Origin of the sequence: Spiroplasma endosymbiont of Amphimallon solstitiale (genome assembly GCF_964030965.1) — a bacterium.
In the GTDB taxonomy this organism is placed as follows: Bacteria; Bacillota_I; Bacilli_A; order Mycoplasmatales; family VBWQ01; genus Spiroplasma_E.
This window is the reverse complement of record NZ_OZ034999.1, coordinates 1,301,734-1,314,228: the sequence shown is the minus strand read 5'-3', so window position 1 is coordinate 1,314,228 and position 12,495 is coordinate 1,301,734. Positions and strand designations below refer to the sequence as shown.

Sequence of the window (12,495 nt, the reverse complement as noted above, 5' to 3'; positions counted from 1 at the left end):
AATTATATTTACTAGAATTAATTAAACATAGTTATTTTTGTAAGTTACACAGATTACTAAACATTGCCTTTTATTCATTTTTTTATTTTAGAGTTTATTTTTTCTTGTTGTTGTTTAACTTCATTTTGTATATTTTTTAATATTTCTTTACTATCTTGCATTTTAATTACTCCTTTTTTTACTATTAATGTAAGTTTTTTGTATTGTTGTCTGTTAAAAGCATATCCATGAACTTTTCAATATCTTCTTCTTCAAAAGTATCTTTTAAACAATTAAAACAAAAACGTGAATATCTATCATTCATCTTTAATCTAAAACAATAGGCACAAGCAGGATAATCACACATTATACAATTTCTGTTAGCAGGTCTATTACAAAATTTTGACATTACAAACTGACATTTATTATCTTTGATATGCTTTTCATATTTTTTTCAAAATTCTTTTTCTTTTTCTTTGTTAATCATAATTTATTCTCCTTTTCCCTTAATTTTACTTATAAATTGTACTATTTTTGATTATTTTTACAAGTATGCTTTTAAATGCAAAATAAAACCTAAATTAAAGGCGTTTATTTTATGATACCTATACTATTAATTATATTGAAATTGTTTATTATATTTTAAATATGAAAGTCGTTTTTTAAAAAGTTTTGATTTAATTTTAAATTACACTTATATATGTTTATAATAAAAAAGTAAATTAATTTTTTAAATATATTTACAATAAATTTAAAATTTAAAAAAAGTTAGGAGAAAAAATATGAGTTTTAATTATTTATGAACTTTAAAAGAAGCAACAAAAAGAATGTATCAATCATTTAGAGATGATGTAAAAAATCAATGAGAAAAAACAGATTGAAGAATCTTAAAAGAAAGAGATAGAAAATATATCCCCGTTAAAATTAAAACAAGAACTAGAAATACTATCAATGGTCTTGTTACTTATAAATGTCGTGATTATAAATATTATGATGAACAATTAAAAAAATGAGTTCCTATTTGTTTATTAGATGAAAAATTGCAATTACCTAAATACAAAAGGACTTGTCAAGATATCAAAAATAATGTTATTGAACATTTTGCAGATGGAAAAAGGTATATTGACATTTTACATACTATGAAACAAACAAAATTTAGCACAACAAGTATTAGTAGATTATTTCAAGAATATCAAGTTAGTAAATTAGATGTTCCTAAAATAAAATTAGAACCAAATCAATTTATTTATATTAGTATTGATGATGGACATCGAAAGTTTTGAAAATTTAAACGAAATTCTGGTAAATATTCAATGCGTTTAGTGTTATTTTGTACAGATAATGTTAATCATAAATTAGTTAATAAAAGAGTAGATGTAATAATAAGACCAACAAAAACTAAAATTGGAGTTCAAAAAACTGCTGAATTTATTTTAGAACAAGGAAATAGATTTTTTGAAAATTTTGACAAAGCAAAAATTATTATTTGTGGAGATAGTGCAGAATGAATTAAAGATGTTGCTAATTATTTAGATGCACAATTTGTTTTAGATAAATTCCATTTAGTTAAAAAGTTGTATGTAGGAATTATTGCTGGAAACAAAGGAAAATATTTTGAAGAATATAATACTTGTAGAAACTTTATTGAAAATGGTCAATATGATGAATTAATAAAGTATATGAATGAAATATTAAAAAATCATAAAAAATTAAAAAAACAATATTTTAAAAATAATAAACAAGGAATTGAAAATCAAGGTGCAAAATGAAATATTGGTACTTTTGCTGAAAGTAATATTTGATATATTTTAAAAGAAATGCTTGGTAATAGAACATATAGCATAGATATTTATATTAAAATGGTTATTTTTAAGTGTAATCTTGTGAATTCTAAAACATAATCAAAATTTTTATTTTTATTAAAATATTAAAAACTTATTAATTAAAAGTTAATAAGAATTTTTGTTGTGTATTTATATTAAATTTTCTTATTGATTTTTTAATATTTGTATTTTAATTGAAATTAATTTAATTTAGTAGTAATATTTACTTACAATTGCATATAATTACAATTATTTCTTGTCTATAATTTAAAAGAAATGTTTAAAAAGTAATTATATCCTCCGTTTTTGTTACCGTCCCATTTTATTATTGCTAAAATCATCAATTCCTTTTTTAATAATATTAAATACTTGCTTTGATAATACATCAGTAGATAATTTAATAAATTCACTTGGCTCAATTAGCTTATGAAAAATAAGATGAATATCTTTTTTGCCTTTATATTTTCGATCAAAAATTTGATAAGAATTAATAATAGTAACAGGAATAATTGGTACATAAGATTGATATGCCATATTAAAAGCACCTGCTTTAAATTCTTGCATTTCTTGTTGATGACTTCTTGTTCCTTCTGGAAAAATCATCATTGTACGCGGAATTCTAATTAATTCCTTTGCTTCTTGAAAAGCCGTAACGGCTGTGCGTGGATTATTATGATCAATAAATAAAACATCAATTAAAAAAATAAATCTTCGTGCCAAATGGCTTTTTTTTAATTCTTCTTTTGCAATAAAACCTAAAGGTGCATATAAACTATAATCATTTACCGATAATACTAATAATGGATCAAAATTTGATTGATGATTGGCAACCATTACACAACCTTTTCTTTTTGGTCAATTTTCAATGTTATGAACGGTTAATTTAATATTATATAATCATTTAATATAACGCACACGTTTTTTCAATCAAATATATCGTTTTGCTTCAGAAACTAAACTTGGATCTTTTAATACCTTTCTTGTCATTGAACCTGATTTACTATAAGTTTGTAATAAATAAGGTCAAGTTAAAATTGCTTTTCAAATGTTCATTATTATTTTTTTTCCTTTCTTTGATACACATTCGCCACAAATTCTGCAAATTCTGTTGTTTTGATTAATTTAAAATCAGAAAAATTACTAATAGGAAATAAAAGATCACCATTATATAAATTTTTAATGACTGAAACATATAAATAATCAGCATAATCTCATGCCTGCTTATAAATTTCAGCACCACCAATAATACAAATATCTGTTTTTTTATTACCTTGATATTGTTTTAAATATGAAATAATATCATTTGTGAAAGTAATATTATTATCATTTAGAAATTGTTGATAACGTTCTTGATGATTAGTAACAACTATATTGTAACGATTTTTTAATGGCTTGCCAATACTTTCAAAAGTTTTTGAACCCATTAATACATTTTTATTTAAAGTAATGCTCTGAAAATATTGCATTTCTTCTTTAATTTTTCAGGGCAATTTATTATTAAAACCAATTACCTTTTCTTTGGTCATTGCTCAAACTAAAATTACCATTATACTGCAACCTGACCTCTAATCAACGGATATGGATCATATTGTTCTAATTTAAAATCTTCAAATTTAAAATTAAATAAATTAGTAATATTTTTATTAATAACTAAAATTGGCAATGATTTTGGTTTTCTACTTAATTGTTCATTAATTTGTGAAAAATGATTACTATAAATATGAACATCACCTAAAGTATGAATAAATTCTCCTAACTGATAGCCACATATTTGTGCTAACATTATTGTTAATAATGCATAAGAAGCAATATTAAAAGGAACTCCTAAAAAAATATCTGCACTACGTTGATATAATTGACAAGATAATTTTTTATCATCAGAAACGTAAAATTGAATTAAAGTATGACATGGTGGTAGTGCCATATTTTTAATTTCTGCAGGATTTCATGCTGATAAAATGTGTCTTCGTGAAAAAGGATTGTTTTTTAAATTTTCTATTAACTCCTGCAACTGATCAACACCATTAAAATTACGTCATTGTCTACCATAAACAGGTCCTAAATCACCAAATTCAAGAGCGAATTGATGATCAGTTTTAATTTTTTCAACAAATTCTTCTAAAGTTTCATTTTGATATTTTTTACTTTCCATAAATTTCTTATAAGGTCACTCATTTCAAATTCTAACATTATTTTTAACTAAATATTCAATATTAGTATCACCAGCAATAAATCATAATAACTCATGAACAATAGAAGCAAAATGAACTTTTTTTGTAGTTAATATGGGAAAACCTTTTTGTAAATCAAAACGCATTTGATAACCAAAAGTAGAAACAGTACCAGTGCCTGTTCTATCAGCTTTTTTATATCCTTTTTCTAAAACATATTGACATAAATCTAAATATTGTTTCATAATCATTACCTCTTTCATAAATCAAATTAAATCAATTATATTTTAACAAAAAATATTTTTTTATCTAAGTTTTAATTTTATTATTTATTTTATGTACATATTCAAAAATTTGTAAAATACACTTAATAAATATTTAATTTTTATTATGTCTATGTATAATTAAAATTAAATATCAATATCATATTTCATGTTATTTGAAAGGAAAATTAAATTGAGTCAAAATGAAGTATTTAGTTGAATAGGTGTTATTTCTGGTTCTAGCTTACTTATTTCTTTTATATTACTTTTAATATTTTTACTAATAAAATTTGGGCGGTCAAAGGGCGCATCACTTTAACCCTTAGATTCATAATTGGATAACAAAGAACGATATAACTATCGTTCTTTTTTTGTTAAAAGATTAAAACTTCATAAAACTGTCGTAGAAGTCTAATAGTGAGTACTTTATGTAAATACTTCTATATCAGAATAAAAGAGCATTTAATGTTAAGCAAGTTAAAATGTTACACTGTATCGCTTAATGTAATTATAGATTAATTTGAATAGCCTTATTATGGCTCAGTAAAGAACCCATTAATCTAATTAACAATTACATTTGTATTATTTAAGAAAATAGGGGGTTTTATATATAAATACATACCTTATTAACAATATCATAACACAATATAAATTTAAAAGGAGAAAAATAAATATGACATACGTTTATTTAATAAAATATAAAGTTAATTATACATATGAAACAAAATATAAAGTTTTTTATACATCCTGAATTGTAAATATAAATGGGACAGTTTTTTAAAATAATTGTATTAAATCTATTGGTCTTTTATAAGATAGTGATTTTCTGGGTGTAGAATTAATTTGAAATGCTATAGTATTTAAATCTTTTTGTTTATATGAAGATAGATCTGTAGATTTTGGTAAATATCTTCTTAAAATACCATTATTATTTTCATTTAAACCTCTTTGACAAGGTTTACCAGGATCTGCAAAATAAATCTTAACATTACAATTTTTTTCGATTAATTTTCATTTACTAAATTCTTTACCACGATCAAAAGTAATAGTTTTAACTGTTCCTTTTTGTAACTTTGAAATAAATTTTATTATACTTTTTGTAATATTTTCTGATTTATTATTTTTAGTTGCTAAAGGAATTGTGGTTTTTGATCATATATCAGCTAAAGTAATAATAGAACTTTTATGATCTTTACCAATGATAGTATCACCCTCTAAATGACCAAATTCTTCTATATTTTTAATATTAGGAATGATTAAATTTCTTTCATGAATAGACTTACAATTATTAATTCTGCCCCTAGTTTCTTTTTGTTTGTGAGGTTTATTTTTTCCTTTTCTCAATAAGTTATTTTCATCAAAACCCATTCGATTTGTTTTAAACATGTTATATAAAGTTTTTGTTGAAATACTTTTTATTTTATTTTCCTTTAAAAAATTAGCAATTATATCAAGAGCATAATTTTTAGTAATTAACAAATGATTAATAGTATTAATTTCTATTAAAGTTAAAATTATTAATTTTCTACCTGCATTTTGTTTATTTTTTTGAATTTTATTCAATATTTCTAATGGTAATAAGTTTTGATTTAATAATCTACAAACTCTATGTACAGTTGATTTACTATAATCAATGGCTTTTGCTATTTTACGAATCGAAAATCCATAACTTTTATATTCTTTTATTGCTATTATTGATTCAATAGTCAGATACTTATACATTGTGCTAATTCCTTTCTTTTCTTAATTATAGAATTAACACAATTTAATTTTTATATAAGTGTCCTTTTTAATTTTACAATTCAGGCATTTAAGGAAGCAAATAATTTTCATAAAAATTATAAACATCATTTATTAGAAAATGCTTTTATTACACATTATGAAATATTAGCATTTGAATTAGATATGCAATATCCAAATCAAGAAAAACTTAATTAATGAAAGGAAATAAAAATGGAAGAAAAGGACAATAAAGAATTACAAACTGAATTAATAAAAGAAGAAATTGAATTAATAAAAGCAAAAAAAGAATTAGATAAAAAAGAATGAAAAAGTAGAATTATATTTTTAACAATTACAATAATTATTATGATTTTAACATTAATAATTATTGCTTCTAAACATTAATTGAAAGGATTAATATTTATGGAATATAGAGAATATAAAATGGTTGGTTCTTGTGATAAATGTAGAAAACAATCTTCTTTTGGTAATAGATTATGTAATAAATGTTTTTGATTATTAATAGGTAGAAATAAATATGAGTAAATTAATTTTTAAAAAAGAAACTCATCAATATTTTTTAGAAGATAAAGAATTAATATCAGTTTCTAGAATTATTGATAATTATTTAGGATTTGGTTATAGTCATATAGCACCAGAAGTATTAAAAAATGCTTCAGTTCGTGGTAAATGAGTTCATAAACTTAATGAATTATATTTACAAAATATTAATGAAGAAAATATTATTAATAATTTATTAAAAAAATTAAAACCAGTAACTAATAATATAAATTATTCTTATTGTAAAAAATCACTTATGTTTTTAAAAGAAAAATTTAAAGATAAAAATAATTATGAATTTATTATAGAAAAACCTATTAATGATAATGTAATTGCTGGAACACCAGATTTAGTTTATTTAAATAAAAAAGAAAATAAATATTATTTAGTAGATTATAAAACTTATGCTTGTATTGATGAAGATAAATTACAAAGAATTAAATTACAATTAACTGCTTATTATTGAATGATTAAAAGTGGGCAAATCGGCATTGATATATCAGATAAAACTTATGTTTATTTAACTAATAAAAATAATCAACAAGAAATAGAAATTGAAATAACCAATGAATTATTAATTGAATTATTTAATGCAAAAACAAAATATTTTAAAGGAGAAAATAAAAATGGAATATAAATTGGAATATTGTAAAAATAAAAAATGTAATTTTAATGAATTATTAGTTAAAAATCTTAATGCTAGAATTGAATATTTAGAATATCAAATTGAAGAAATTAATTTAAGTCAAATAAATGTATGAGAATTAGATGTTTTAAGAGGTCAAATTAAAGAATTAAATATTTTAAAAAATAATATTAAAGAATGATTAAGAAGAAATAAAAATGATTAATGAAAAATCAATTAAAAAAAACGGCAATGTTTAGTAATCTGTGTAACTTACAAAAATAACTATGTTTAATTAATTCTAGTAAATATAATTAAATGACTAGAAAGAGTGAGTTACAGATGGCTAAAAAACAAAATATTAATAATAATGATCCAATATCAAAAGCAGTAGATTTATTATTAGAAAATACTGGAGATTTAACAACAGTTTTTAAAGAAGGGGGTTTATATAAAGAATTAACAAAACGTTTAGTTGAAAAAATGTTGAATTCTGAAATGCAAAATTATTTAGGATATGAAAAAAATCAACATAGTAATACTGAAAATGCTCGTAATGGTACAAGTTCAAAAAAATTAATAACTCAACAAGGTAAAATTGAGATTGATGTACCAAGAGATCGCAATAGTGATTTTACTCCTGTAATAGTTGCAAAAAGACAGCAAAGATTTGATGGTTTTGATCAACAAGTGCTTTCACTATATGCAAAAGGTATGACTCTATCTGACATTAGAATGCAGTTACAAGAGTTATATCATGGTGCTGATATTAGTGAAAGTGTTATTAGTCAAATTACTGATGATGTTATTGATGATGTCAAAACATGACAAAATCGACCATTAGAAAGCGTTTATCCGATTGTTTATTTTGATTGTATAGTAGTTAAAGTTCGACAAGATAAACAGATTATTAATAAATCAGTTTATATAGCATTAGGAGTTGATTTAGAAGGTAAAAAAGATGTTTTAGGCTTATGAATTAGTGAAAATGAAGGTGCTAAATTTTGATTAGCTAATTTCACAGAAATGAAAAATCGAGGCTTAAATGATATTTTGATTGCTTGTAGTGATAATTTAACAGGCATGTCAGAAGCAATACAAGCAGTTTATCCTAAAACAGAACATCAATTATGCATTGTTCATCAAATTCGAAATAGTTTAAAATATGTTTCATACAAACATCGAAAAACTCTAGTTACAGATTTAAAACCAATTTATAGTGCATGTAGTGAAGAACAAGCAATGCAAGCTTTAGAATCATTTGAAAGTAAATGAAATAAACAATATCCCCAAATTGCTAAATCTTGATATAAAAATTGAGAAAATTTGATGATTTTTATTAGTTATCCTGCAGAAATCAAAAGAGTAATTTATACAACAAATGCTATTGAATCTGTTAATAGTCAATTACGAAAAGTTATTAGAAACAAAAAAGCTTTTCCTAATGATATGTCAGTTTTTAAAATATTTTATTTAGCAATTGAAAATATAACAAAAAAATGAACATTGCCTATTCAAAATTGAAATACAGCAATTGCTCATTTTATGATAAAATTTGAAGACAGAATTAATCTGAACTAGTACTTTGTAAAACAAAGATACACAGATTTCTAAAAAGCCTCATTAATTTTTTTGAACTTGTACCATTACGAGCATTTTCAGTATTACTATGTTGATTTTTTTCATATCCTAAATAATTTTGCATTTCAGAATTCAACATTTTTTCAACTAAACGTTTTGTTAATTCTTTATATAAACCCCCTTCTTTAAAAACTGTTGTTAAATCTTCAGTATTTTCTAATAATAAATCTACTGCTTTTGATATTGGATCATTATTATTAATATTTTGTTTTTTAGCCATCTGTAACTCACTCTTTCTAGTCATTTAATTATATTTACTAGAATTAATTAAACATAGTTATTTTTGTAAGTTACACAGATTACTAAACATTGCCTAAAAATTCTCTAAAAATAACACTTTATCATGTATCATTACTTTTCTACAAAATTAAAGGAATTTTTTAGCAAAAATGAAACCTGGATCAGTTTTAATTAATGTAGCTCGTGGTGAATTAATGGATTTACAAGCAGTTTATGATGCAGTTAAAAGTGGTCATTTAAAAGGTGTTGGTTTGGATGTTTTAGAAAATGAAAGCAAAGTTTTTTTTAAAGATTTTGCTGGAAAACCAACTCCCGATAATATTACAAATAAATTATTATCATTATATCCACGTGTTATTGTGACACCACATATTGGATCGTATACTGATGAAGCTGTTAAAAATATGATTGAAATTACTTATGAAAATTTAAAAGTAATTTTATCTGGTCAAGAATGTAAAAATAAAATTTAATTTAATAATTGATTATAGTTATTTTACATACTGTATATGAAAAAAATAATATGAATATTAATATATACTAATGTATTATGTTATAAGAACATCAAACTTAATATAAGTTTTTTACCTATTTACTTTAAAATAAAGTAAATAGGTTTTTTTATTCTAAATTTCAAATAAGGAAGATTAAAAGATATGCCCATTATAGAAAAAAGAGAAAAATTAAATAATAAACCTGAATTGTAAAATTAAAAAGGACACTTATATAAAAATTAAATTGTGTTAATTCTATAATTAAGAAAAGAAAGGAATTAGCACAATGTATAAGTATCTGACTATTGAATCAATAATAGCAATAAAAGAATATAAAAGTTATGGATTTTCGATTCGTAAAATAGCAAAAGCCATTGATTATAGTAAATCAACTGTACATAGAGTTTGTAGATTATTAAATCAAAACTTATTACCATTAGAAATATTGAATAAAATTCAAAAAAATAAACAAAATGCAGGTAGAAAATTAATAATTTTAACTTTAATAGAAATTAATACTATTAATCATTTGTTAATTACTAAAAATTATGCTCTTGATATAATTGCTAATTTTTTAAAGGAAAATAAAATAAAAAGTATTTCAACAAAAACTTTATATAACATGTTTAAAACAAATCGAATGGGTTTTGATGAAAATAACTTATTGAGAAAAGGAAAAAATAAACCTCACAAACAAAAAGAAACTAGGGGCAGAATTAATAATTGTAAGTCTATTCATGAAAGAAATTTAATCATTCCTAATATTAAAAATATAGAAGAATTTGGTCATTTAGAAGGTGATACTATCATTGGTAAAGATCATAAAAGTTCTATTATTACTTTAGCTGATATATGATCAAAAACCACAATTCCTTTAGCAACTAAAAATAATAAATCAGAAAATATTACAAAAAGTATAATAAAATTTATTTCAAAGTTACAAAAAGGAACAGTTAAAACTATTACTTTTGATCGTGGTAAAGAATTTAGTAAATGAAAATTAATCGAAAAAAATTGTAATGTTAAGATTTATTTTGCAGATCCTGGTAAACCTTGTCAAAGAGGTTTAAATGAAAATAATAATAGTATTTTAAGAAGATATTTACCAAAATCTACAGATCTATCTTCATATAAACAAAAAGATTTAAATACTATAGCATTTCAAATTAATTCTACACCCAGAAAATCACTATCTTATAAAAGACCAATAGATTTAATACAATTATTTTAAAAAACTGTCCCATTTATATTTACAATTCAGGTAAAAATAAAATAAATAATTGTTTTTTTAAAAAAATATTATATAATTTTATTTGTATTATTTAACTTAAAGTTTAGTATAAATAAACAAAAGGAGAAAATAATCAATATGAAAATTGGAAGAAAGTTAAAAACTTTAAGATTGAAACACAATTTAACTATGGAAGAGTTAGGGAAACGTTGTGATTTATCAAAGGGATTTATTAGTCAGTTAGAGCATGATGTTTCTTCACCTAGTATTGAAACACTAAAAAGTATTTTAGACATTTTTGATTGTCCATTATCAACTTTTTTTGCTGGTGAAGTAAAAGAAAAAATAGTTTTTAAATCACAAGATGTTACTGTTAGTGACGAAGAAGATTATCAAATAAAATGAATTATTCCTAATGCTCAAAAATTAACATTAGAACCAGTAATTTTAACTTTAAAACCATTTGGTAATTCAAATAAAATTTCGCCATTTCAAGGTCAAATCTTTGGATATGTATTAAGTGGAACAGTATTTGTTCATTATGGTGCAACTAGAGTAAAAGCAGTAGCTAATGAAGCATTTTATATTAAAGGTAATGAAAAACATTATTTAGAAAATCCCAATAATTCAATTGCAACTATTTTATGAGTTTCAAATCCGCCAATTTTTTAAACCATTTAAAGGAGGAAATTATGAGTGTAAATATTTTAGAATTACGTAATATTACCAAAGAATATGATGGTAAAGTTGTTTTAAAAGGAATTAGTTTAAATATTCATGAAGGTGAATTTCTTACCATTCTTGGTCCTAGTGGTTGTGGTAAAACAACATTATTAAGGATTATTGCTGGTTTTGAACAACCAAACAATGGTCAATTATTGTTTAAAGGTAAGGATTTAACTAAAATTCCAATTCATAAAAGAGAAATAAATACTATTTTTCAAAATTATGCTTTATTTCCACATTTAAATGTTTTTGATAATATTGCTTATGGTTTAAAGTTAAGAAAAATTGATCGTGAAAAAATTAAAAAAGAAGTTAAAAAAGCTTTAGATTTGGTTAAATTAAATGGTATGGAAGATAAAGATGTTAATGATTTATCTGGTGGTCAAAAACAAAGAGTAGCAGTAGCTAGAGCATTAGTTCTTAATCCTAAAATTTTATTATTAGATGAACCTTTTGCTGCTTTGGATTTGAAATTACGTCAACAAATGCAAGTAGAATTAAAAAAAATTCAAGAAGAAATTAATATTACTTTTATCTTTATTACTCATGATCAAGAAGAAGCATTTATTATGTCAGATCGGGTAGTTGTTTTAAATCAAGGTCAAATTCAACAAATTGGGACACCACAAGATATTTACAATGAGCCTGAAAATAAATGAACATCACAGTTTGTTGGTAGCTCGAATGTTATTGAAAATGGTGTATTTGTTAATGATTATTGTGTTCGTTTTGACGGTAAAAAATTTGCATGCTCTGATACTGGTTTTGGTGAACAAGAACGTAATATTGATATTGTTATTCGACCAGAAGATATTGATTTAGTTAATGCAGGTAGTGGTTTTTTTGATGGAACTATTAAAACTATTGCTTTTAAAGGATTATTATGAGAAATTGAAATTATTGCTAATAAACGCAAATGGATAGTTCATACTACTGATAATTTTGAAGTAGGTAACCGTGTTGGTTTAAAATGAAATGTTGAAGATATTCATGTTATGTGAAAGGAAATTGAAGAGTAA

15 protein-coding genes and 1 pseudogene are annotated in these 12,495 nt (G+C 22.7%); 10 read left to right on the top strand and 6 right to left on the bottom strand.

Annotation, left to right across the window (positions count from 1 at the left end):
* Positions 1-184: 184 nt before the first annotated feature.
* Positions 185-466, bottom strand: coding sequence for a hypothetical protein (locus AAHH39_RS08150; protein ID WP_342217705.1), 282 nt, complete (start codon positions 464-466; stop codon positions 185-187).
* A 295-nt stretch (positions 467-761) separates the two neighbouring features.
* Between AAHH39_RS08150 and AAHH39_RS08145 the strand changes: the two genes are divergently transcribed.
* Entirely contained in the window at positions 762-1,880 is a 1,119-nt protein-coding gene (locus tag AAHH39_RS08145; RefSeq protein WP_342217704.1) for an Mbov_0401 family ICE element transposase-like protein, read from the top strand.
* Positions 1,881-2,111: 231 nt separating this feature from the next.
* On the opposite strand, the gene AAHH39_RS08140 is transcribed toward AAHH39_RS08145, so the two are convergent.
* The 4 genes from AAHH39_RS08140 to AAHH39_RS08125 all read right to left on the bottom strand — a co-directional run bounded on the left by AAHH39_RS08140 (position 2,112) and on the right by AAHH39_RS08125 (position 5,958).
* Positions 2,112-2,855: a lysophospholipid acyltransferase family protein gene (locus AAHH39_RS08140; RefSeq protein ID WP_342217703.1), complete on the bottom strand. Its 744-nt coding sequence runs from the start codon at positions 2,853-2,855 to the stop codon at positions 2,112-2,114.
* A gap of 2 nt (positions 2,856-2,857) precedes the next feature.
* The gene (locus AAHH39_RS08135; RefSeq protein WP_338975326.1) at positions 2,858-3,349 is read right to left on the bottom strand and encodes a dihydrofolate reductase; all 492 of its coding nucleotides are present in this window, start codon (positions 3,347-3,349) and stop codon (positions 2,858-2,860) included.
* Entirely contained in the window at positions 3,349-4,218 is an 870-nt protein-coding gene (gene thyA / locus AAHH39_RS08130) for a thymidylate synthase (RefSeq protein ID WP_342217702.1), read from the bottom strand. The genes AAHH39_RS08135 and thyA overlap by 1 nt, the downstream gene beginning before the upstream one ends.
* Positions 4,219-5,013: 795 nt before the next feature.
* Positions 5,014-5,958 carry an IS30 family transposase gene (locus AAHH39_RS08125; protein ID WP_342217458.1) on the bottom strand — a complete coding sequence of 315 codons (945 nt, stop codon included), beginning with the start codon at positions 5,956-5,958 and terminating at the stop codon, positions 5,014-5,016.
* 231 nt (positions 5,959-6,189) lie between these two features.
* Here AAHH39_RS08125 and AAHH39_RS08120 point away from each other — a divergent pair, with 231 nt between their 5' ends.
* The 5 genes from AAHH39_RS08120 to AAHH39_RS08100 all read left to right on the top strand — a co-directional run bounded on the left by AAHH39_RS08120 (position 6,190) and on the right by AAHH39_RS08100 (position 8,725).
* Positions 6,190-6,363: a hypothetical protein gene (locus AAHH39_RS08120; RefSeq protein WP_342217701.1), complete on the top strand. Its 174-nt coding sequence runs from the start codon at positions 6,190-6,192 to the stop codon at positions 6,361-6,363.
* 18 nt (positions 6,364-6,381) lie between these two features.
* Complete coding sequence (locus tag AAHH39_RS08115; protein ID WP_342217700.1) at positions 6,382-6,504, top strand: hypothetical protein; 123 nt, start codon at positions 6,382-6,384, stop codon at positions 6,502-6,504.
* Positions 6,497-7,156 (top strand): PD-(D/E)XK nuclease family protein, encoded by a 660-nt coding sequence (locus tag AAHH39_RS08110; RefSeq protein ID WP_342217699.1) that lies wholly within the window; start codon positions 6,497-6,499, stop codon positions 7,154-7,156. The genes AAHH39_RS08115 and AAHH39_RS08110 overlap by 8 nt, the downstream gene beginning before the upstream one ends.
* Positions 7,146-7,370: a hypothetical protein gene (locus AAHH39_RS08105; RefSeq protein WP_342217698.1), complete on the top strand. Its 225-nt coding sequence runs from the start codon at positions 7,146-7,148 to the stop codon at positions 7,368-7,370. The genes AAHH39_RS08110 and AAHH39_RS08105 overlap by 11 nt, the downstream gene beginning before the upstream one ends.
* Positions 7,371-7,486: 116 nt before the next feature.
* Positions 7,487-8,725, top strand: a complete 1,239-nt coding sequence (locus tag AAHH39_RS08100; RefSeq protein ID WP_342219339.1) for an IS256 family transposase — start codon at positions 7,487-7,489, stop codon at positions 8,723-8,725.
* A gap of 40 nt (positions 8,726-8,765) precedes the next feature.
* Here the strand turns inward: AAHH39_RS08100 and AAHH39_RS08095 are convergent.
* Positions 8,766-9,005 (bottom strand): annotated as a pseudogene (locus AAHH39_RS08095) (transposase); the annotation flags it as partial.
* A 169-nt stretch (positions 9,006-9,174) separates the two neighbouring features.
* On the opposite strand from AAHH39_RS08095, the gene AAHH39_RS08090 reads away from it, so the two are divergent.
* The 4 genes from AAHH39_RS08090 (at position 9,175) to potA (ending at position 12,495) form a co-directional block, all read left to right on the top strand.
* Complete coding sequence (locus AAHH39_RS08090; RefSeq protein ID WP_342217696.1) at positions 9,175-9,498, top strand: NAD(P)-dependent oxidoreductase; 324 nt, start codon at positions 9,175-9,177, stop codon at positions 9,496-9,498.
* 307 nt (positions 9,499-9,805) lie between these two features.
* Positions 9,806-10,750: an IS30 family transposase gene (locus tag AAHH39_RS08085; protein WP_342217695.1), complete on the top strand. Its 945-nt coding sequence runs from the start codon at positions 9,806-9,808 to the stop codon at positions 10,748-10,750.
* 138 nt (positions 10,751-10,888) lie between these two features.
* The gene (locus tag AAHH39_RS08080; protein ID WP_342217694.1) at positions 10,889-11,422 is read left to right on the top strand and encodes an XRE family transcriptional regulator; all 534 of its coding nucleotides are present in this window, start codon (positions 10,889-10,891) and stop codon (positions 11,420-11,422) included.
* Positions 11,423-11,442: 20 nt separating this feature from the next.
* Positions 11,443-12,495, top strand: coding sequence for a spermidine/putrescine ABC transporter ATP-binding protein (gene potA, locus AAHH39_RS08075; RefSeq protein WP_286640486.1), 1,053 nt, complete (start codon positions 11,443-11,445; stop codon positions 12,493-12,495).